Here is a 22,209-nt window from a genome sequence, read left to right as displayed (position 1 = left end):
TTTACAATCCGAATATTTTTGCGAATAAATCGGGGACAATTCCCATTGAAACCAAAGCTAAAATAATGACCACGGAAACAATGTTGTACGTGATGCTCGCTCTTTCCTTTGTGTTGAAGTTGTCTTCTTTGTAGAAGAACATGGCGATGATCAATCTCAAATAGTAAGCGATACTCAACGCTGAACCAAGAACTGCAATCAAAACCAGGAACTCATAATGTCCGCTGATCGCTTGGTTGAAAATCCCTAATTTCCCGATGAAACCAGCAGTTAACGGAATCCCAGCCATGGATAACATAGAAACTGTGGAAACGACTGCCAAAACTGGTTCTCTTTTTCCCAATCCGTTGAAGGCTGTGAATGAGGTTTCTTTTTTAATCTTCTCTACCCAAAGCAAACTGATGAAAACACCCACAGTTGCTAATGAATAAGCGAACAAGTAATATCCTAAAATGTAAGTTGAGAAATTATTGATGCCGAAGAATATCAAAGCGATGTAACCTGCATGGGAAACGGAAGAGTAGGCGAGCATTCTTTTCGCATTGGTCTGAACCAATCCCATTACGTTTGCAAGTAACAATGTCAAGATGATGAAAACGCCAAGGACGTTGATCCAATCTCCAGCAATGCCGTTGAAAGCAATGGTCATTAATTTGAATAGTGCGAAGAATCCTGAGATTTTAACCACTGACGCCATGAAAGCGGTGATCAAAGAAGGTGAACCTTGGTAAACATCCGGACTCCACATGTGGAAAGGTGCCAATGAAACTTTGAAAGCCAATGCACAAAGCATCAAGATAGCTCCCATGATCAGCATCAAATTCTTTGGATTGTTGATGGCAAAATCGTGGATTGCATACAAATCAAAACTTCCTGCGCTTCCATAAACCAAAGCGACTCCGAATAGCAAGAATCCTGTTGCAAATGCACCTAAAAGAAAATATTTCATAGAAGCTTCTGTCGATCTAAGGTCTGTTTTATCGGCTCCGGCCATTACGTACAATGGAATGGATAGAATCTCGATTCCTAAGAATAATGTTACCAAGTTTTGGAAACCGAATAATACAACGCCACCACAAAGTGCGAACAACATCAAAGCATATAATTCTGACTGATGACTTCTGTGATTGCTGAATGCAAAGCCTCCTAAAAATAACAATAGCATCGTAACAACCACTGAGATCTTAGTAAACAAAGCGGCGTTGTTTCCGTATTCGTACATCGATTTGTACTGGTCGAAAAACTCGCATTCTGGAAGAAAACTGACATACAGACCAACGATCAATCCTGCGATCCCAATATATCTTGCGTATTTTCCTTTCTCGAAAACACCCGAGAATAATACAAGAACAGCCGTAAGGAATAAAATTATTAAAACACTCATAATATAGATTTGAGAAGCGAGACACGAGATATGAGACTTAAATTAATATTTCCCATTTCTTGATCTGCTAATTTTTAATTTTTAAATTAATTGATCATTGATGAATAAATGAAGCTGATCGAGCTTGTCACCATTTCTATAACCGGTTGAGGATAAACGCCCAAAACGATTACAAAAACTGATAAACTTGCCAATACGGTGAACTCTACATTGCTTACATCTTTCGTAGTGGCCAAAACTGAATCGTCACCTTTACCGAACATTGCTTTTCCGTAGAATCTCAACATATAAGCGGCGCAAAGAATGATTGTCAATCCAGCTAAAACTGCCATCAAATGATTGTAGGTATAAACTGATTTCAACAAGATGAATTCTCCGATGAAACCATTTGTCAATGGAACTCCTGTTGCACCAAGCAAGATGATCATAAACAAGATTGCAAACCTAGGAGCGACTTTCGCCAGACCTCCCATTTTTCTGATGTCTCTTGTTTTGAATCTTTTATAAAGAATATCTGCACAGTAGAACAATCCTACAACGTTGATCCCGTGAGCAAAACTCTGGATCATCGCGCCTTGTCCACCTTCGAAAGTCAATCCTGTTCTCATTGTTACAACTGCTGAGGCAAAAATACCTGCGACAATCAATCCAACGTGGGAAAGAGATGAGAACGCGATCAATCGTTTGCTGTCTGTAGAGATCATGGCGATCAATGCACCATAGATAATTCCGATTACTGAAAGTATGATCACGATTTCGCCGGAAATTCCGCCAATTGCTAATGGTGTGATTGGTAATAGATATCTCAATACACCATAAACAGCCATCTTCAGCATAATTCCTGATAGCAACATCGATCCTTGAGTAGGAGAGTAGGTGTACGTGTCAGGCTGCCAAGTATGGAAAGGGAAAACTGGCAACTTCACTGCAAATGCAAAGAAGATGAACCAGAAAATCACATTCTGCTCGTTGATGTTAAGGTTGGCATTATAAAGATCTGTCAAGGCGAAAGACGCTGCGTGGTTGTAAACATAGATCAATCCGATTAACATAAACAACGATCCTACGAATGTGTACACAAAGAATTTAGTTGTGAATTTGATTCTCTTATCTTCTTGTCCCCAGATTCCGGCAATCAACCAGATCGGGATCAAAGTAACTTCCCAGAAGATGTAAAAAAGTAATCCATCCAAAGACGTGAAGACACCCAACAATCCGAATTGCATCAACAAGATTAATGCGTAGAAAGAATTTGGGTAACCTTTTGATTCATTGTAAGAAGACAAAACGATCAATGGAACCAAGATGTTCGTCAATAAAACCATCAGCATACTCATTCCATCGATCCCGAAATTCAAGCTACTTTTGATGTAGCTGGACCAAGGATAGGTGATCTCGTATTGCAATGGCGCATCCACCGTTGGATTGAAATCGAAACTTCCCAACATGTAAAATGCCAAAAACATCTGTGCAAGGGCAAAGGCCAATGCGATATATTTACTGGAAACATTTTTCCAGAAAAAGAGTAAACCCGAACCTACAAGAGGTAAAAGTAATAATGTTAATAGTAAATAAGACATTATCTATTTATTTCAATAAAAAGTTAACAATTAATACGATACCTACAGCCAACGACATGATCAGCACATAGTTTTCTACATTTCCGTTCTGAAGGCGTTTTGCCGCTCTTCCAGAATCTGCTGCGCCAAGTCCTATGAAATTCACGATAGGATCCAGAACTGCTTTGTCAAACATCGCCGCAGCTTTACCAGCTTCCTCGAAAGGTCTCACGATGCAGGCGTTGTAGATCTCATCAACGAATAATTTCTTAGCTGATAATTTTTCCCAACCTGTATATTGATCTTCCGGAAGTGCTCTTTTCTGTTTTTTCACGTAAGTGTTTTTAACAAAGAACCAGACTGTGAAAAACATTAAGATTGTTGCTCCCAAAAGGATCATTTCTGTGTTGAATTGAACCCCCGAAAGTGTGTTTTCCATTTGTTTGAAACTTTCTTCCGTCAACACAGGTTTCAGCCATTCCATTAATTTAGCATAATTACCGTGACCGATAAAGTGAGGAAGATTGATAAAACCTCCAACTACTGAAAGGACAGCCAAAACAATCAATGGCAAAGTCATATTTGCAGGACTCTCGTGCAAATGGTGCTTTTGATCTTCTGTCCCTCTGAATTCGCCGTGGAAAGTCAAATAGTACAATCTGAACATATAAGTTGCTGTGATGGCCGCCAAGATGAATAACATCACCCAATAAATTGGATTTTTAGCGTAAGCTGCCACCAAAATTTCGTCTTTGGAGATCATCCCTGATAATAATGGAAATCCTGAGATTGCCAAAGTTCCGATCAGGAATGTGATGTGGGTGATTGGAATATATTTTTTCAAGCCTCCCATAAAACGCATATCCTGTTCGTTGCTCATCGCGTGGATTACGGAACCTGCACCTAAGAACAACAAAGCTTTGAAGAAAGCGTGCGTCATCACGTGGAACATTGCTGTAGAATAAGCACCCAAACCTAAAGCGATGAACATAAATCCAAGTTGAGAAACTGTAGAATATGCCAGTACTTTTTTGATATCGTTTTGACGAAGTGCGTAGAAACCAGCCAATGCTGCAGTCAAGAATCCAATCAATAAAATTCCGTCCTGAACTGTTGGCGCAAGAACAAACAAGAAGTTAGATCTTACAACCAAATAGATACCAGCTGTTACCATCGTCGCAGCGTGGATCAATGCAGAAACTGGTGTTGGTCCAGCCATCGCGTCTGGCAACCAAGTGTACAAAGGCACCTGAGCAGATTTCCCTGTCGCTCCAATGAATAAACTTGCAGTGATAAAGATGATCACTGTTCCATCCAATTCAAAGCTTGAAGCGTTTTGAGCTACAGAAAGATAATCTATAGCGTTCACGTTTGCTGCAATGGCAAAGATTCCGATCAATAATCCAAGGTCACCGATACGGTTCATAATGAAAGCTTTTCTTGCTGCTTTTCCATATTCTTCGTTGGTGTACCAGAATCCAATTAGTAAATAAGAACAAAGTCCAACACCTTCCCAACCGATAAACAAGATCAGATAATTGCTTCCTAAAACCAAAAGCAACATCGAGAAAATGAAGAGATTCAGGTAAGTGAAAAACTTATAGAATCCTTTGTCGTGGCTCATGTAGCCAATAGAATAGAGGTGGATCAATGAACCGATTCCTGTGATGATCATCACCATCATTAAGGATAACTGATCAACTTGGAATCCAAAATTAACCTGAATACCATTAACTCTAAACCATTCGAAAGCTTTGATGATAACAGGTGCGCTATCATTTTTGAATCCAAAAAATATACTTGCTGTGATAACAAACGAAGCGAAAACTACCAATGTTGCCAATCCTCCAACAACCATCTTCGGAAGGTTTTTCCCGAAAAGTCCGTTGATGATGAATCCAATTAAAGGTAAAAGTACGATCGCGTAAACTAAATTTTCCATTCCTTTTATTATCCTCTTAATTTATTAAAAATACTCACGTCCACAGATTTTGTATTTCTGTACATCATAGCGATAATTGCTAGTCCTACAGCTACTTCCGCAGCGGCAACCACCATAATGAAGAATACCAAAAGCTGACCGTTGCCATCGCCACTGTAAGCTGAAAATGCTGCCAGTAAAAGATTTACGGAATTAAGCATCAATTCTACACATCCTAATATTACGATGGCATTTTTACGAAGCAAAACTCCTAAAACACCAAGACAAAACAGAAGTGTGCACAGCATAATGAAATATTCCAAAGGCACTTGCTGTATAAATGTATTTACGTCTCCTCCCATAATCTTATAAATCTTTTTTACCGATAAGAACAGCACCTACAATCCCTGCTAAAATAAGGATAGAAGCCAATTCGAATGGCAATACATATTCGTTAAACAATAATCTTCCAAGATTTTTTGTCAATCCTACAGAATAATCGATGTTGCCTTCTGCTACTGTTTTTCCGCTAAGTCCTTTGTAAGCACCTAGCATTCCAACAAATAAAATACAAACTGAGAAGATCCCGATGAACTTCGGAAGGTTGTCTTTCTTGCTTTCGTCTTCTTTATTAAGGTTCAACATCATTAAGATATAAAGGAACAATACCATGATCGCACCTGTATAAACGATGATCTGAACGATACCAAGAAACTGAGCATTAAGAAGAATGTACATTCCCGCGATGGAAAACATCGTCACGATGAGTGAAAGGATTGCGTACATTGGATTTTTTGCAAATACAAAGTAAACTGCACTTGCGATGGCTAAAAACGCTACGATAAAAAATAAAATCTGATCCATTATTTTACTGCATTTTTTTGTTTCTCAGATTGTCTTTCTGTGATGTCAATCCTTGCATTGATTTTCTCAACCAGTTTGTCTTTTCCGTAGATGAAAGAATTTCTGTTTTGTTCCACATCCACCAATCTATCTGTTAAGTAGATTGCAGATTTAGGACAAGCCTCTTCACACATTCCGCAGAAGATGCATCTAAGCATATTGATCTCGTAGATTTCAGCATATTTTTCTTCTCTGTAAAGGTGTTTTTCTTCCTTGGTTCTTTCGCCAGCTGTCATTGTGATCGCTTCTGCAGGACAAGCCACTGCACAAAGTCCACAAGCTGTACATCTTTCTCTCCCTTCCTCGTCTCTTTTCAAAACGTGTTGGCCTCTCCAGATTTCTGCTCTTGGTTTTTGAACCTCAGGATAAGAATATACGTTTGGAGCGCGTTTTACAACGGTTCTCACAGCGTGCTTCAAAGTGATCCCCATTCCCTTGAAAATCGCCGGAAGGTAGATCTTCTCAGAAAAGGTCATTTCTTTGTTCGAAACAACTTTTGATCTGTTAGTAAGTTTCATTATTTTTTATAATTAAATGTTAGAAGATGGAAGCTGGGAGATGGAAGTTAATTCCGTCGTCGCATTTTCGCATCAGCTCATTTTCAAATTTTTCTATATTTTCACATCAGTCTTCAGACTTCCAACCTATTAATTTCCAAATGCCAAAATCACAGCACCCGTTATCATCAGATTTACCAATGCCAATGGAATCAAAGTTTTCCATCCAAGATGCATCAATTGGTCATATCTAAATCTTGGAAGTGTCCATCTGATCCACATAAAGATCAGGATTCCCACGATTGTTTTAGTTAGGAAAGCGACGATACTCAAGATTCCAGCTGCATTTTCTCCCCAGTTCTGAGTTACCCAATCAATTCCAGGATAGTTGTAACCTCCGAAGAATAGAACTACGATGAATGCATTTGAAATGAACATATTCACGTATTCCCCAAACATATACAATCCTAATTTCATTGATGAGTATTCGGTAGAGTAGCCTGTTACCAATTCAGATTCACATTCTGGTAGATCGAAAGGGTGACGGTTGGTCTCTGCCAAAGCTGCAACAAAAAATATTAAGAAAGCCAAAGGTTGATAAAGAATATTCCAGTTGATCCCGGAAATAGCAGGAATGAATCCCCAGATTTTTCCAGTTGCCTGTACTTCAGAGATCATTTTAAGGTCAAGACTTCCTGTCATCATAATGATTGACAACAAAGACAATCCCATTGCCAACTCGTAAGAGATCATTTGAGAAGAAGCTCTGATCGCGCCAAGCAATGAATATTTATTATTCGAAGCCCAACCTCCGATCATAATTCCGTAAACACCGATGGAAGCCATTCCGATAATGAACAAAACGCCAACATCGATATTTGCAACTTGAAGATCAAAAGAAGTTCCGCCAATGTTCAATGTTTTTCCCCAAGGAATCACTGCGCCAGTGATCAATGAAATAAACATCACCAAAGAAGGTCCTAATATAAATAGGAATTTCTCAGCGTGTTGTGGCGTAAAATCCTCTTTGAAGAAAAATTTACCACCATCTGCCAACGGTTGCAACAATCCGAAAGGTCCCGATCTGTTTGGTCCGATTCTGTCCTGCATAATTGCCGCCACTTTTCGCTCTGCCCAAGTAGAGTAGGCAGCGATTGTAAGCGCCAGAAGGAATAGAGCAAGTACCAATATGATTTTAAAAGTCAGTAATTCCATATCAATTTATTTGAGTTTTGATTCTTGAGAAATTCTCAATATCAAATCGTCTCATTATCTAATTTTTCAATTTCTTTTTCGTCTGAAACACCAATTTCTTTGGCTTCAAAATTTTCTAAAACATTGTAGCTTTCTGTTTTTTTCTCATAATGATTTAGAGAGATCACAGAATGTCTGTCGATGTGTCTTGGTCCTTCGATGTTCCAAAGGGCAGTGTCTTTTTTGTGGAAACGACACTCGTCACAGATCCATTCTTCAACTTCACCATATTGGTCTTTTCTAGCCGTTACTCTCACCACTTCATCACCTTTCATCCAAACGACCGCTTTTCCGCTACATTTTGTACAAGAACAAGTTGCGTTGTAAGGTTTTGTGAACCAAACTCTGCTGGTGAATCTCGCTGTTCTGTCTGTCAAAGCTCCAACTGGACAAACATCGATCACGTTTCCGATGAAATCGTTGTCCAGAGCTTTGTTCAACATTGTAGAGATCTCTGCGTGGTCTCCTCTGTAAAGGATTCCGTGCTCTCTTTTCTCCGTTAGTTGATTCGCTGCCAATACACATCTTGCGCAAAGGATGCAACGGTTCATATTCAATTTGATGTTTGGACCGATGTCGTCTGCATCATAGGTATTTCTTTCGAACTCAGTTCTGGTCTCAAGGTTTCCGTGTTCGTAACCAAGATCCTGAAGATGACATTCTCCCGCCTGATCACAAACCGGGCAATCCAAAGGGTGATTGACCAAAAGGAATTCGGTCACCGCCTTTCTACCTTCCTGTGCTTTTTCAGAACTAAGGTTTTTCACTTCCATTCCGTCCATCACGCCAGTTCTGCAACTTGCGACTAACTTTGGCATTGGTCTCGGGTCTGCTTCAGAACCTTTTGATACTTCTACCAAACACGTTCTGCATCGGCCTCCACTGGATTCCAATTTACTATAATAACACATAGCTGGCGGAACAGATTTACCACCGATTTGTCTTGCAGCTTCCAAAATAGAAGTACCAGGCAAAACTTCAGTCGTTTGTCCGTCTATGGTAACTTTAAATTTTTTGACTTCTTCGCTCATATTTCAAGGTTTTAGATTTTCGGATTTTAGATTAAATCTTTGTCCTAGATCTTTGTCAATTCTATTTATATTTAAAATATAACTTGATGTATATTTTAGTTCTTTAATTTTCTATTAAAAACGTATCCGATTCCAAAATTAACTTGGTAGAATACGAAGTCCTGACTGGCTTTATCAGGTTTATTGTTAAGTGTAGTTTTGATATCTGGCATATTGATGTAACCAAATTTTCCTTCTATTCTTGCCATCCAATGATTCCAGAAAACAAGATTGATGTTGGCTCTTGCGTCCAATCCAAATCCAGCCACGTGAAATCTGTCACTTCTTTCATTTCCAAAAAGTTTCACATTGCTTTTTGGAAAAAGAACACCTGCGCCGGCTCCGTAAGCCCAGTGGATATCAAAGTTCTTTCTTGATAATATATTTTTATATTTCTCAATCCCAGCGTTCACGTAGTTTAGTCCGTCCGTGTGCTCAAAGGTAAGAAACTCAGCGCTACTTAAATCTACTTGGCCATTCTGAACCATCGCTGCATAAGTCGGGTCTGAGATGTTTCCGTTAAACTTTGCCGTTTGGTCCTGATCCATGACGTATTTCATATGATCTGTTCCAACGACCAAAGCCAGATCATCTTTGAAAAAATATCCAAATCTGAAATTGAACTGAGGTTTGGAAATCTGTCCTGGATTGATGTAATCCCAAGTCAATTCCGAAGGTCTATCGTGTGCTTTTACATTTTGAAGCGTAAAACCATAACCATTCCCCTTGAATCGAATATCAGAATCGCTGAATCCCGCTCTGTTCCATCCCCAAAAGCCGAACATTGTTCCTTTAGTGAATGTTGATTTATTAATTGGAAGCAAGTCAACAGAACCACTTTCAATCAAAGAATCTTTTTTTATTTTCTGTCCTACTATAAGATTTAATCCTATGATAGTTACAAAAAAAGCATTTAATATCTTCTTCATTATTCTATTTGGATACCGATATCCATTTTTTAAGAACGCTTCTCTTGTGCTTCGCACTATAAACTCTGATATGCTGGTAAAGCATTATTAATCTGTTTTTTGAAAGTTTGTTCTTTGTGTTTTTTTATTTGGCTACTGCTGGAATCGGGTCTGCATAATTTGCAATTCCATAATTTTGGGTTTGGCTCAACTCTGGGTTGTTCACGTGCCATTCAAACTCATCTCTGAAGTGTCTGATAGCAGCGGCAACCGGCCAGGCAGCAGCATCTCCCAAAGGACAAATGGTATTACCTTCAATTTTTCTCTGGATGTCCCAAAGTAAATCGATGTCTTCCATTTTGCCTTCCCCTTTTTCTATTTTTTTCAATATTTTGTACATCCAACCTGTTCCTTCACGGCAAGGTGTACATTGTCCACAACTCTCGTGGTTGTAGAATCTTGCTAATGTCATTGTATGATTTACCACACACTGGTCTTCGTCCAAAACAATAAATCCACCTGAACCCATCATCGTTCCGGTAGCAAAACCACCGTCAGCAAGGGATTCGTAGTTCATATATCTTGGTTCACCATTGATGGTTTTCAGTAATAAGTTTGCAGGAACGATTGGAACAGAACTTCCACCAGGAATACAAGCTTTCAGCTTTTTACCGTTCGGGATGCCACCACAATATTCATCAGAATAAATAAATTCCTCAACCGTAATGGTCATATCAATTTCGTAAACGCCTGGTTTGTTGATGTTTCCACAAGCCGAAATCAATTTGGTCCCAGTTGATTTTCCAACACCGATTTTTGCATATTCAGCGCCAGAAATTTCGATAATAGGAACAACAGCGGCGATAGATTCTACGTTGTTTACAACGGTTGGTCTTTCCCAAAGTCCTTTTACCGCTGGGAAAGGTGGTTTCAGTCTTGGGTTTCCTCTTTTGCCTTCAAGAGATTCTAGCAAAGCAGTTTCTTCGCCACAGATGTAGGCGCCGCCACCTCTTTGAACATAAATCTCGCAATCGAAACCACTTCCTAAGATATTTTTTCCAAGAAAACCTGCTGCTTTCGCTTCTTCGATTGCCTCTTCCAAAATATCCGGAATCCAAGAATATTCTCCTCTGATGTAGATGTATGAAACATTGGACCCTAAAACAAAAGATGAAATCAACATTCCTTCAATTAGTAAATGAGGAAGAAACTCCATCAAATATCTGTCTTTGAAAGTTCCCGGTTCAGACTCGTCGGCATTTACGACCAAGTGTCTTGGAACGCCTTCTGGTTTTGCAAGGAAACTCCATTTAAGTCCCGTTGGGAAACCAGCGCCACCACGACCACGAAGTCCGGAGATTTTCACTTCCTCCAGGATTTCTTCAGGTTTCATTTTAAAGGCTTTTTCTGCCGACTCGTAACCACCGTGTTTGCGGTAAGTTTCGTAGTAGCGAATGCCTTCTATATGTGCGTTTTTAAGTAAAAGTTTTTTACTCATTGTTATATGCTTTTAGCGAATGGCTTTTAGCTTTTGGCTATTTGCTGTACGCCTTTTTTAATTAATTTAAATTTATTCTTAACCTAAATCGATGGCGCCTTGTCTGCAAAGGTCAATGATTTCGTCAACTTTTTCGATGGTCAAATGTTCGTGGTAGAATTTACCCAACTGCATCATCGGTGCATATCCGCAAGCGCCAAGACATTCTCCAGGTTTTAAAGTGAAAAGTCCATCTGCTGTGGTTTCGCCGTCTTTAATATTTAATTTTGTTCTGATGTGGTCGAGAATATTATCACTTCCGTTCAGCATACAAGGTCCGGTCCTGCAGACTTCCAAAACATATTTCCCCACCGGCTTCATATTGAACATTGTATAGAAAGTCGCAACTTCATATACTTCAATCGGCGTGATACTCAATAATTCTGCAACATAGTCCATCACTGGAACAGCCAGCCAACCATCAAATTCTTTCTGTGCAATGTGCAAGACAGGAATCAACGCAGATTTTTGTCTGCCTTCCGGATATCTCGCCATAATTTTATGAACCTGCGCTAAGCTTTCAGGTTTAAAAGCAATTGTTTCGCTCATCTTATTTAAGATTAAAGAACCAAGAACAAAGAGTCAAGACTCACAATTCTGTATTCTAAATTCAATTTTATTTTTGAAATGAAAGTCTTTTATCTTTCATCTATTTGTCTAATAATTATGCGTCTAATTCTCCCGCAATGATGTTCATACTACACATCGTCACGATTGCATCAGATATTACTGCGCCCGTAATCATTTCCGGATAAGCTTGGTAATAAATGAAACAAGGTCTTCTGAAGTGCAATCTGTAAGGCGTTCTTCCGCCGTCGCTCACAAGATAGAATCCTAATTCGCCGTTTCCACCTTCTACAGCGTGGTAAACTTCGCCTTTAGGAACATCCGTTTCTCCCATCACGATTTTGAAATGGTAAATCAAGGCTTCCATTTTGTTGTAAACATCTGCCTTCTCTGGAAGATAGAAATCCGGAACATCCGCGTGGAATGGTCCTTCTGGAAGATTGTCGTAAGCTTGGTTGATGATTTTCAAAGATTCCCAAATCTCCTGCTGACGAACCATAAAACGGTCGTAAGTATCGCCCGCAGTTCCAACCGGAATGATGAAATCGAAATCCTCATAAGAAGAATAAGGCTGTGCAACTCTCACGTCATAATCAACGCCAGTTGCACGTAGGTTTGGACCTGTGAAACCGTAGCTCAAAGCACGCTCTGCTGAGATTGCGCCTGCGCCAATGGTTCTGTCCATAAAGATTCGGTTTCTTTCTAACAACTGTCCGAATTCTGCAAATCTTGCCGGGAAAGTTTTCAAGAAGTCTTTCAACAACTCGTGGAACTTCGGTGTGAAGTCTCTTTCGAAACCGCCGATTCTTCCCATATTGGTTGTCATCCTTGCACCGCAAATCTGCTCGTACATATCATAAATACGCTCTCTTTCGATGAACATATAAGTCAATCCTGTGATTGCGCCGGCGTCCATTCCTGTTACACCGTTGCAAATCAAGTGGTCACCAATTCTTGCCAACTCCATCAAAATCACACGCATATAATCGACACGTTTTGGAACTTTGATTCCAAGCAATTTCTCAACTGTCATATGCCAACCCAAATTGTTGATGGGGGCAGAGCAGTAGTTCATTCTATCGGTAAGTGTCGTGATTTGTGCAAAGTTTCTTCTCTCAGAGATTTTTTCGAATGCTCTGTGGATATAACCTACAGTTTGCTCAGCGTGAAGAATCCTTTCTCCGTCCATTGTAAGAACGTTCTGGAAAATCCCGTGAGTTGCAGGGTGCGTAGGTCCAAGATTCAGGGTGTATAATTGCCCGTCGATTTGTTCCTTGCTGTCGTATTGGTTAAGTATATTAGATAATGAGTTATCTTTCATATTCTTTATAATTGATAATTGATAGGTGATAATCGATAATCATTTATCTATCATCATTTATCATTTATATTAATTTTATCTTCCGAACATACTATCGTTCTTGTCTGTTCTGGTTCCATCTTCCAAGCGATATTCTTTCAGCATTGGATGGTAACCCAGGTCTTCCATATTAAGGATTGGTCTCAAGTCCGGGTGGCCTTTGAATTTAATTCCGTAGAAATCAAAAGTTTCTCTTTCCATCCAGTTTGCGCCGGCATATAATTCTGTCAAAGAATCAACTTCAACGTTTTCTCTCGTCATAAAAACTTTGAGACGAATTCTGAAATTGGTCATCATATTATGCAAGTGATAGATAACGCCGATTTCCTTCTCAGGTGTTTCAGGATAATGAATCCCGCAAACGTCCGTCAAAAAATTAATTTCTAAAGTTGAATCTTTCAAATAATGAATCACCTTTTTGATATCGTCTTTCTTGATTTCAACCGTCAGCATTCCGTAAGGTTCTGAACTTGAAATCACAGACTCAGGAAATTCTCTCGTGATTGCTTCTAATACAAATTCGTTCGTCATCTTCCTTAGTTACTAATATTGTAAGAATCCAATAAATGCTGATATTCAGGCATATCTCTTCTTCTGATGCTTTCGCTTTCTGCCAAAGCCTGCACCTGCATTACACCTTCAATGATTTGTTCCGGTCTTGGCGGACATCCTGGAACGTAAACGTCAACCGGAATGATTTTATCAATTCCCTGAAGAACCGAATAAGTATCAAAAATACCACCGCTGGAAGCACAAGCGCCAACAGCAACTACCCATTTTGGCTCAGCCATTTGGGTGTAAACTTCTTTCAAAACGGGACCTAATTTCTTAGCAATCGTTCCACAAACCATCAACATATCTGCCTGTCTTGGAGAGAAAGAGTTTCTTTCCATCCCAAATCTTGACGCATCGTAAGTTGGATTCAATGTCGCCATAAATTCGATTCCACAACAAGATGTCGCGAAAGGTAGAGGCCAAAGTGAAAACTTTCTTGCCATCCCAATCACACTGCTCAAGTTGGTTGCGAAAAATCCTTCTCCTTCAAATCCTGGAGGAGCGGGCGCATCTGTTTTTATTACTGGTTTATTATCTGACATTTTTTCTAGATTTTAAATTTTAGACTTTAATTGATTCAATTTTAAATCCAAAACGTAATTAATTTAATTTATTTGTCCCAATCCAAAGCGCCTCTTTTCCAAACGTAGAAAAAAGCGACAAAGAAAATTGCAACAAATGTAAGTACGGCAACAAAGCCTTCCATTCCAAACTCTCTAAAGTTGACCGCGTACGGGTAAAAGAATACAATCTCGATATCGAATAATACGAACAAAACTGCAGTCAAGAAATATTTGATGGAGAATGGTGTTCTAGCGTTACCTTCACTAGGAATACCACATTCCCAAGCTTGGTTTTTTACAGAATTCCCTTTCTTCTGCTGAGGACCCAGGAAATGAGCACCTAACAAAGAAATAGCTACGAATCCAAGACCGACTGCGGCCTGAATTAGTATTGGGATATAATTTTCGGGTAAATTCATAAGGTCAAATTTAACTATGCAAAAATACTAAATAAAGATTTAATATAGTAAATTATGAGGCTTATGTAAACAAGAGAAAAGTCTGTTTTAGTAAATTTAGAACAGTTATAAATAAGAATCTATTTGTCTTTTTTGCCTATCCGCTTCAGAACGAGATAAGCAATATAAGCGATGTAGAGAAACAACACACTGGCAAACAGAATGTTGATGGCTGTGTCCATTCTGTCGTCTTTAATAGGTTTGTAGAAATTATAAGCCACAAACAGGATAATCAGACCAACGTAGATGTATAGTTGCTTTTTCAATGGGAATTGATTTTTAAAAGATTAATGCACTTTCTCAAATTTATATTTTGCTAAACAATTGTTTGATAAATCATTTATCAACTATCACTTATCAATTATTTTAGTTGTAGTGAATAAGTTCTTCTACTCTTGTGATGCACTGGGTGATAATCTTGCCAAAGAACCTGTACGCTCTTGTTTTCCTCCAATTCTGGATTGGTTTCCAGATATTTGATGCCTTTATTTTTAAGGTTCATTTGGATTGCTTTGAAAATCATTGACGTCACACCTCTTCGTTGATATTCTGGATGGATTCCTATCAAATAGAAATTAGCGCGCTCATTTTTCTTTCCAGCCTGTAAAAAGTGCCACCAGCCAAATGGGAAAAGTTTTCCGTTTGATTTTTGAAGCGCTTTTGAATAGGAAGGCATCGTAATCGCAAACGCTACCAATTGATTATTCTCGTCCGCCACGCAGGTTATGTAATCCTTGTCTATAAAACCAAAATATTTCTCTTTGTAAGTTTTGATTTGCTCGTCAGAAATCGGTGTGTAAGTGGAAAGGTGTTTGTAAGTCTCATCCAACAATTTGAACATCGATTCTACGTAAGGCAAAATCTCTTTTTTATGATTGAATTTTAAAGTTCTCAGCTTATATTTCTGAGCAATCAATGAACTGAATTTCTCCACTTTTTCTGGCAATATTTCTGGAAATTGCAGTTCAAATTCTACCCATTCTTTTTCTTTTACAAGTCCAAGATTTTCCAAATGTTTTGGGTAATATTCATTGTTGTAAAGTCCAATCATCGTTGCCAATTTATCAAACCCGAAAGTCAACATTCCAGCCTTGTCCAAGTTCGTAAATCCCATTGGACCTTCAATCTTATCGATTTGATTTTCCTTTGCAAAATTAATGGCGATATCAATCAAAGCTTTGGAAACTTCTGCATCATCGATGAAATCCAGCCAGCCGAATCTCACTTTTTTGATACCAAGTTCTTTCTCTTCTTTTTTATTAATCAAAACAGCAATTCTGCCAACGATTTTATCATTTTTATAAGCTAAAAACTGCTTCGCTTCAGAATAATTTAGCGCGGGATTTTCTTCCTTTTTCCAGATATTTCTTTCTTCATTAATCAATGGCGGAACGTAATTCGGGTTGTTTTTGTACAGTTCCATCGGGAATTTGATGAAATCCATTTGGTCTTTTTCCGTAACTACTTGCTTTATACTGATTTTTCCCATATTCTTGTTTATAGATTAGACAAAGATAGTTTTTAAGGAAAAAAAAGCAAGGCTTTGGTACGATTTTTACATCAAAAGATGTAATTTATTTTAATGTAAATTGAAAATATAATGACTGGTTACTATTTAATTATTGGGATTTCTATGCTGCTGAGTTGGATTGTTTCATCAAGATTGAAATCCAAATTCGAGCATTATTCCAAAGTTCACCTCAGAAATGGACTTTCCGGAAAAGAAATCGCCGAAAAAATGCTGAGAGATAATGGGATTAATGATGTTCAGGTCGTTTCCGTTCCAGGACAATTGACCGACCATTACAATCCTGAAACCAAAACTGTTAATCTTTCCGAAGCGGTTTATATGCAGAGAAATGCCGCTGCTGCTGCGGTTGCGGCTCACGAATGTGGTCACGCTGTGCAGCACGCTGTTGGCTATTCTATGTTACAATTGCGGTCCAAAATGGTTCCGATTGTGAACATTAGCTCAAATCTATTACAGTTTGTTTTGATTGCTGGTATTGCGATTATGGCTGGTACAAGAAGCATTGATAATCCGAATGGGAATACGACCGTTTTGGCAATTGGAGTGATTTTATTTGCCATTACAACGCTATTTGCGTTCATCACTTTGCCGGTTGAATATGATGCGAGCAATCGCGCTTTGAAATGGCTGGAAACTACAGGAACCGTTTCTCGAGAAGAGTATGCAGGCGCAGAGGATTCACTAAAGTGGGCAGCAAGAACTTATGTTGTTGCAGCTTTGGGTTCATTAGCACAACTACTTTATTTTGCATCGATGTTGCTGGGAAGTCGAAGATAAAAGTTATGAAATATTAAATTCCAAAAGCATCTCGGACAACTCGTCTGAGATGCTTTCTTTTTTTGAGGTTTTGAAGTTGGCCTCAATGGTACAAATATCCTCAGCTTCGAAGGAGATGATTTTTGCATCATATTTATTTAGCAAGGTGAAAATCAGATTTTGTTGAGAGAATTTGAACTTCAATTCAATTTTAGACTCTAATTCTTTTGTGATGATTTTGGCTTCTTCTAAAGTAAATTTCGCAGATTCTTTGTAAGCTTTTACCAATCCGCCAACACCCAATTTTGTGCCACCGTAATATCTGATAACTACGACCAGAACATTCGTGATTTGATGCGCTAAAAGTTGATTGTAGATTGGCAGGCCTGCGCTTCCAGATGGTTCGCCATCGTCATTGGCGCGGTAATTTTCTCCATTGATTCCTAATCTGTACGCGTAACAATGATGTGTGGCTTTCGGATGAATGCTTTGAAGGTGATTAAGTCTCGACTTGACTTCAGATTCAGAATCGACAGGATAAGCAAAACCTATGAATTTGCTTCCTTTTTCCCTCATCAGAACGTCCTCGATTGCTTTATCTATGGTTTGGAATTCAAACATTTTTCAAAAATAGAAATTCTATCATAAAAAATTCAAATATCAAGTCGGAAAAGCGGAATTGATCGTCTATACTTCACATTTACAATTGATTAATTACAAGAGTCCTAAAATTTAATAAAATAAAAATTCCAACTATTAATTTTTATGTAATTTTGCATATTAAAATTTATTAATATCAATGCCTAATACACTGATCATTGGCTCCGGATGTTACATTCCGGAAAACATAATAGAAGGTTCACATTTCAAGGATTCTGTTTTCTATGATGATAATAATCAACTGATTGAGAAACCGACGGACGAGATCATTCAGAAGTTTGTGGACATCACAGAGATCGAAAGAAGACGATATTTAAATCCTGAGGATTTCAATTCGGACCTTGGTCTCAGAGCTTCTTTGGAGGCGATCGAAGATGCTGGTATTGATAAAGAGGAGATCGATTATATCATCTACGCGACCAATTTTGGGGAAGTAGATGTGGATGGAATTCCTAATTTTATGCCTTCGCTATCAGCTAGATTGAAGAACAAATTGGATATCAAGAACAGATCTTGTGTCAATTATGACATGATATTCGGTTGTCCAGGCTGGGTAGAGTCTTTGATCCTTGCAGATACATTGATCAAAGCTAAAAAGGCAAAGACGATCCTTGTCGTCGGCGGTGAAACGTTGAGCCGAGTAACGGACGAATTCGACAGAAATAAAATGATCTTCGCAGATGGCGCTGGTGCAGTTGTAGTGACGGCAACAGAAGATAATACCGTCGGTGTTTTGGCGGATAGTACGCTTTGTGACAATGGTGAGGAACTTAATTATCTTGCAAATGGACCAAGTCTGAATCTTGAATCCAAAGAAGCAAGACAATATATCCAAATGAAAGGCCGTAAGATCTACGAATATGCCTTGAAAAACGTTCCAGATGCGATCAAGAAAACCATTGAAAAAGCAGGCCTTGATATTTCGGACATTACAAAAATATTGATCCACCAAGCCAATGCAAAAATGGATTATGCGATGATCGGCAGACTTTTCAAGTTGTATGGACAAAAGGATTATGACCACGCGATCTCTCCGATGACGATCCAGGAATTTGGGAATTCGTCTGTGGCAACAGTTCCAACCTTGTTTGATCTTATCAGAAAAGGGAAAATGGAAGGCCAGGAATTCATTCCAGGTTCTCACATTCTTTTCACGTCCGTTGGAGCAGGAATGAACATCAATTGTGTGATCTACAAATTCCCAGAAGGGAAACTTTAAAGTAAAATCGAAACTTAAACGTTTATAATTATAAAAGGAATAAATTTTTATTCCTTTTTGTTTTTTCAAAATATGAGTATGCAAAAGAATATTTTATTTCTTCTCGGTATTTTTCTGGTGCTGGAAGTTTATGTTTATCAGGCCTTTAAAACTGTTTATTCCAGTCAGAATGCAAAATTCATCTATTGGATTCCGACGGTTCTTATGTACGGGTTTTTACTTTATTCCGTTTTCACTTTCAACAGAGCTTCGCACGAATATCTGAGGTTTCAAATCGTGTTTTCAACTATTTTGATCTTTGTTTTGCCAAAAATTCTGGTTGCCTTATTTCTTTTGGTGGAAGATATTTTCAGGTTGTTCAATTTTGGATACCATTATGTGGCGACAGAAAACCACGATTATCCATCCAGGAGAAAGTTCGTGAGTTTGGTTGGTTTGGGTTCTGCTGCCGTTATTGCTGGACTGGTTTTGGATGGCATTGTGTTCGGGAAATACCGTCACAGAGCGAGAGTTGTCAGATTGAAACTTAAAAACTTACCTGCAGCTTTCAAAGGTTATAAGATCGTCCAAATTTCCGATGTACACAGTGGAAGTTTCCAAAATCCAAAACATTTGCAACACGCCATTGATCTGATCAATAAGCAAGATGCTGATTTGATATTATTTACTGGAGATATGGTGAATAATTATGCAGATGAGTTCGTGCCTTTCATAGATTTGTTTTCACAGATCAAAAGCAGAGATGGGAAGTTTGCAGTTCTTGGAAATCACGATTATGGTGACTATGGCGACTTTAAAACCAAGGAAGAAAAAGCTCTAAACATCCCTCAATTGATTGAATACGAGAAACAAGCAGGCTTCGAAATGCTTCGTAACGAACATAGGGTCATTGAGAAAAACGGAGAAAAACTATACATTCTGGGAGTAGAGAACTGGGGAATTGCGCCATTTCCACAATTTGGAGATCTGGACAAGGCGACCCAAAATGTGCCTGCAGACGCTGCGAAAATCCTGATGTCACACGATCCTTCACATTTCGATGCGATTGTCAAAAACCATCCTAAAAACGTTCAACTGACAATCTCTGGACACACACACGGCATGCAGTTCGGAATCGACCTCAAAAACTTCAAATGGTCACCTGTGAAGTACAAGTATCCAAAGTGGGCGGATCTCTACGAAAGCGAAGGGAAATACCTCTATGTCAACCGTGGTTTCGGGGTGATAGGTTATCCTGGTAGAGTAGGTGTTTTACCAGAGATCACTGTGTTTGAGCTGAGTTAATTAATTTGATGTTTTAATAAAAATAAAGCCTGTTTATCACAAAAATGATAACAGGCTTTTATATGTCGTTTCTATACGGTCGCTATACCGTTCCTATAAGCGGATCTTACTTTATCGAGATTATGATTAATTAAATAAAATGAAATTTTGTTTGAGTAATTAAAAATCAACAGACTTTGAATTATAGTTGTTTTAAAGCTGATTGCTATAACATGTTTGCCACTCTATGCAAGAATTGTGTGAGCTTTAAAACAAATAATCCTTCATCCTGGAAACGGCAATTTCGTGCTCGTCCATGAACTGAAAGAGTTCTTCCAATCGGTCTTCAAAACTTCTACTAAGGTTGATCTTTTTATAAAATGGCAAAACAAAAGGCAACTTGTCTTTGCTGAAAAGTTGCCAAGCGTTTGCATAGATCATTACATATTCATTCGATTTCAGACTTTCCAAAAGCATGCTTTCATAATACTTCATCGGCGTTACTTGGAGCACATAATCGTTGAATGGAAGTTGCGAATAAGGCGACTGACTTTCCGGAACGATCGTCAAGTCATTTTCTGTGTAGATTTCAGTTTTTGCAGTCAACTTTCGCCAAAGAAAATCGATCTTGGAATCTTCGATATTCGAGACGTAAGTGAAGTCCATTTTCTTGATCTCGGAGTAGAGAAGGCGATGTGATTTTTGTCTTAAACCTTTGATGGGTTTATCTAAAATTTGCTCCAGATCTTGCTTGGTTTTGGTTACCATTTCGGTGTCGGAATTGACATTGTAAAGTCCAACTTCATGACCTGAAAGTGAAAGGCTTTTTAACAATTTTTGGAGTTGCTGAGCAATGGAAACTTCAACAAAAAAAGTAGCTTTATACTCGTGCAACTCCAACAACAATAAGATGATTTTCGTATTTTCTTCGATAGACGATATCAATTCATTCTCAGAAAATTTCTTATTAAATTCTCTGCCCTTTTCCGAAATTGCTATGTTGAACGTAAGTAAAATCACTTAAAGTAAATTTTTAATTTTATTTATAAATATTTAAGAATCAAATGTTAAAAACATATTAAATTAAATTGATGATTTAAATTTTATGATTTGCCTAATTTCGTCTTTAGATTATTTATCATATCTATCGACATGGATGAAATATCGAATTTGTAATCCAATCCCCAATCCTGTTTCGCAGCAGAATCATCAATGCTTGCCGGCCAAGAATCTGCAATCTCTTGACGAAAATCTGGCTCGTATTTTACCTCAAAATCTGGAATTGTTTTTTTGATTTCAGTCGCCAATTCTGAAGGTGTAAATCTCATGCCACCGAGGTTGTAAGAGTAGCGTATTTTCACTTGCTCTTTTGGCGCGGTCATCAGCTTAATTGTTGCATCGATCGCGTCATCCATATAGAGCATTGGCATCGCTGTATCTTCTTTGATGAAACTCGTATATTTTGCATTTTCTACCGCTTCATAGAAAATCTCTACGGCGTAATCTGTAGTGCCTCCTCCGGCTGGCGCTTTCCAAGAAATAAGACCAGGATAGCGAATACTTCTGATGTCAACACCGTACTTTTCGAAATAATATTCGCACCATTTTTCTCCAGCCATTTTTGAGATGCCGTACACTGTTTTTGGATTCAATACCACTTCCTGTCCTACATTTTCTTTCGGGATTCCTTTGCCAAATACAGCGATGGAACTAGGCCAGAATATCTTTTTGAGTCTTCCTTCCTTTGCCAACTCGCAAAGATGGATCAATGGGTCAAGGTTCAGTTTCCAGGCGAACATTGGTTGTTTTTCCGATGTTCCAGACAGTAAAGATGCCAAGTGATAAACCGTTGTGATGTTGTGTTCTTTGATCACTTCGGTAACAGCTTGGAAGTTAGTGACATCTAATCTTTCGTAGTAGCCAGCTTCTGTAATGCCTTCCTTCCATTTTTCAAGTCCGGATGCGATCACGTTTTCTTTGCCGTACATTTCACATAGTCTTACCGTGAGTTCTGTTCCGATCTGTCCTAGTGCGCCCGTAATGAGGATTTTTTCTTGTGGTGTTTCCATTTTTTACTTTTATTGATTCGCAAATCTAATTAATTTAAATATTTGAGTACAATTTTTCAACTGTAAAAGATTTTTGTTGTTTAAGTTGACAAAATAAAATAGTTGAAATACTTTGTGAGATTGTGGTATTAGTTTAATTTTATGTTCACAAAGACTTACAATTTCAGTTCCAAAA

23 protein-coding genes are annotated in these 22,209 nt (G+C 38.4%); 3 read left to right on the top strand and 20 right to left on the bottom strand.

The features are described 5' to 3' along the window. Window position 1: 1 nt before the first annotated feature. From BMW39_RS11330 to BMW39_RS11250, 17 genes are all read right to left on the bottom strand, one after another. Window positions 2-1,384, bottom strand: coding sequence for an NADH-quinone oxidoreductase subunit N (locus tag BMW39_RS11330; protein WP_034975478.1), 1,383 nt, complete (start codon window positions 1,382-1,384; stop codon window positions 2-4). An 86-nt stretch (window positions 1,385-1,470) separates the two neighbouring features. Next, complete coding sequence (locus BMW39_RS11325) at window positions 1,471-2,964, bottom strand: complex I subunit 4 family protein (protein ID WP_034975475.1); 1,494 nt, start codon at window positions 2,962-2,964, stop codon at window positions 1,471-1,473. A 7-nt stretch (window positions 2,965-2,971) separates the two neighbouring features. Next, the gene (gene nuoL, locus BMW39_RS11320) at window positions 2,972-4,885 is read right to left on the bottom strand and encodes an NADH-quinone oxidoreductase subunit L (protein ID WP_034975472.1); all 1,914 of its coding nucleotides are present in this window, start codon (window positions 4,883-4,885) and stop codon (window positions 2,972-2,974) included. An 8-nt stretch (window positions 4,886-4,893) separates the two neighbouring features. Next, window positions 4,894-5,226 (bottom strand): NADH-quinone oxidoreductase subunit NuoK, encoded by a 333-nt coding sequence (gene nuoK, locus BMW39_RS11315; protein ID WP_034975469.1) that lies wholly within the window; start codon window positions 5,224-5,226, stop codon window positions 4,894-4,896. Between the two features lie 4 nt (window positions 5,227-5,230). Then, complete coding sequence (locus BMW39_RS11310; RefSeq protein ID WP_034975466.1) at window positions 5,231-5,728, bottom strand: NADH-quinone oxidoreductase subunit J family protein; 498 nt, start codon at window positions 5,726-5,728, stop codon at window positions 5,231-5,233. Then, window positions 5,728-6,285: a NuoI/complex I 23 kDa subunit family protein gene (locus BMW39_RS11305; RefSeq protein ID WP_034975464.1), complete on the bottom strand. Its 558-nt coding sequence runs from the start codon at window positions 6,283-6,285 to the stop codon at window positions 5,728-5,730. Before BMW39_RS11305 ends, BMW39_RS11310 begins: the two co-directional genes overlap by 1 nt. A 129-nt stretch (window positions 6,286-6,414) precedes the next feature. Next, window positions 6,415-7,479: an NADH-quinone oxidoreductase subunit NuoH gene (gene nuoH, locus BMW39_RS11300; protein WP_034975461.1), complete on the bottom strand. Its 1,065-nt coding sequence runs from the start codon at window positions 7,477-7,479 to the stop codon at window positions 6,415-6,417. A 41-nt stretch (window positions 7,480-7,520) separates the two neighbouring features. Further along, window positions 7,521-8,549 carry a 2Fe-2S iron-sulfur cluster-binding protein gene (locus BMW39_RS11295; protein WP_034975457.1) on the bottom strand — a complete coding sequence of 343 codons (1,029 nt, stop codon included), beginning with the start codon at window positions 8,547-8,549 and terminating at the stop codon, window positions 7,521-7,523. 95 nt (window positions 8,550-8,644) lie between these two features. Continuing rightward, window positions 8,645-9,517, bottom strand: coding sequence for a hypothetical protein (locus tag BMW39_RS11290; protein ID WP_051879915.1), 873 nt, complete (start codon window positions 9,515-9,517; stop codon window positions 8,645-8,647). A 124-nt stretch (window positions 9,518-9,641) separates the two neighbouring features. Further along, window positions 9,642-10,994 carry an NADH-quinone oxidoreductase subunit NuoF gene (gene nuoF, locus BMW39_RS11285; RefSeq protein WP_034975454.1) on the bottom strand — a complete coding sequence of 451 codons (1,353 nt, stop codon included), beginning with the start codon at window positions 10,992-10,994 and terminating at the stop codon, window positions 9,642-9,644. A 78-nt stretch (window positions 10,995-11,072) separates the two neighbouring features. Next, on the bottom strand, window positions 11,073-11,582 hold the full coding sequence (locus BMW39_RS11280; protein WP_034975451.1) for an NADH-quinone oxidoreductase subunit NuoE family protein: 510 nt from the start codon (window positions 11,580-11,582) through the stop codon (window positions 11,073-11,075). A gap of 115 nt (window positions 11,583-11,697) precedes the next feature. Next, complete coding sequence (locus tag BMW39_RS11275; RefSeq protein WP_034967044.1) at window positions 11,698-12,921, bottom strand: NADH-quinone oxidoreductase subunit D; 1,224 nt, start codon at window positions 12,919-12,921, stop codon at window positions 11,698-11,700. Between the two features lie 75 nt (window positions 12,922-12,996). After that, the gene (locus BMW39_RS11270) at window positions 12,997-13,491 is read right to left on the bottom strand and encodes an NADH-quinone oxidoreductase subunit C (protein ID WP_034975448.1); all 495 of its coding nucleotides are present in this window, start codon (window positions 13,489-13,491) and stop codon (window positions 12,997-12,999) included. 5 nt (window positions 13,492-13,496) lie between these two features. Next, window positions 13,497-14,057 carry an NADH-quinone oxidoreductase subunit B gene (locus BMW39_RS11265; RefSeq protein WP_034975445.1) on the bottom strand — a complete coding sequence of 187 codons (561 nt, stop codon included), beginning with the start codon at window positions 14,055-14,057 and terminating at the stop codon, window positions 13,497-13,499. A 68-nt stretch (window positions 14,058-14,125) separates the two neighbouring features. Then, complete coding sequence (locus tag BMW39_RS11260) at window positions 14,126-14,497, bottom strand: NADH-quinone oxidoreductase subunit A (protein ID WP_034975442.1); 372 nt, start codon at window positions 14,495-14,497, stop codon at window positions 14,126-14,128. Between the two features lie 119 nt (window positions 14,498-14,616). Then, a complete protein-coding gene (locus BMW39_RS11255) occupies window positions 14,617-14,802 on the bottom strand; it encodes a hypothetical protein (RefSeq protein ID WP_034975438.1) in 186 nt (61 codons plus the stop codon). 95 nt (window positions 14,803-14,897) lie between these two features. Further along, window positions 14,898-16,025, bottom strand: coding sequence for a GNAT family N-acetyltransferase (locus tag BMW39_RS11250; protein WP_034975435.1), 1,128 nt, complete (start codon window positions 16,023-16,025; stop codon window positions 14,898-14,900). 111 nt (window positions 16,026-16,136) lie between these two features. Between BMW39_RS11250 and BMW39_RS11245 the strand changes: the two genes are divergently transcribed. Continuing rightward, entirely contained in the window at window positions 16,137-16,844 is a 708-nt protein-coding gene (locus tag BMW39_RS11245; RefSeq protein ID WP_034975432.1) for a zinc metallopeptidase, read from the top strand. Window positions 16,845-16,847: 3 nt separating this feature from the next. On the opposite strand, the gene BMW39_RS11240 is transcribed toward BMW39_RS11245, so the two are convergent. After that, window positions 16,848-17,444, bottom strand: coding sequence for an IMPACT family protein (locus tag BMW39_RS11240; RefSeq protein WP_034975429.1), 597 nt, complete (start codon window positions 17,442-17,444; stop codon window positions 16,848-16,850). A gap of 178 nt (window positions 17,445-17,622) precedes the next feature. Here BMW39_RS11240 and BMW39_RS11235 point away from each other — a divergent pair, with 178 nt between their 5' ends. Both BMW39_RS11235 and BMW39_RS11230 read left to right on the top strand, forming a co-directional pair. Then, complete coding sequence (locus BMW39_RS11235) at window positions 17,623-18,702, top strand: 3-oxoacyl-ACP synthase III family protein (RefSeq protein ID WP_034975427.1); 1,080 nt, start codon at window positions 17,623-17,625, stop codon at window positions 18,700-18,702. A 78-nt stretch (window positions 18,703-18,780) separates the two neighbouring features. Continuing rightward, complete coding sequence (locus tag BMW39_RS11230; RefSeq protein ID WP_034975425.1) at window positions 18,781-19,986, top strand: metallophosphoesterase; 1,206 nt, start codon at window positions 18,781-18,783, stop codon at window positions 19,984-19,986. 246 nt (window positions 19,987-20,232) lie between these two features. On the opposite strand, the gene BMW39_RS11225 is transcribed toward BMW39_RS11230, so the two are convergent. Together BMW39_RS11225 and BMW39_RS11220 are read right to left on the bottom strand one after the other, a co-directional pair. Continuing rightward, complete coding sequence (locus BMW39_RS11225) at window positions 20,233-20,985, bottom strand: polysaccharide deacetylase family protein (RefSeq protein WP_034975421.1); 753 nt, start codon at window positions 20,983-20,985, stop codon at window positions 20,233-20,235. An 83-nt stretch (window positions 20,986-21,068) separates the two neighbouring features. After that, window positions 21,069-22,034 carry an NAD-dependent epimerase/dehydratase family protein gene (locus BMW39_RS11220; RefSeq protein WP_034975419.1) on the bottom strand — a complete coding sequence of 322 codons (966 nt, stop codon included), beginning with the start codon at window positions 22,032-22,034 and terminating at the stop codon, window positions 21,069-21,071. Window positions 22,035-22,209 lie beyond the last annotated feature (175 nt).

Origin of the sequence: Epilithonimonas lactis (assembly GCF_900110605.1) — a bacterium.
Taxonomy (GTDB): Bacteria; Bacteroidota; Bacteroidia; order Flavobacteriales; family Weeksellaceae; genus Epilithonimonas; species Epilithonimonas lactis.
Note: the sequence above shows the minus strand (reverse complement) of the source record. Positions and strands in the feature narration are given on the sequence as shown.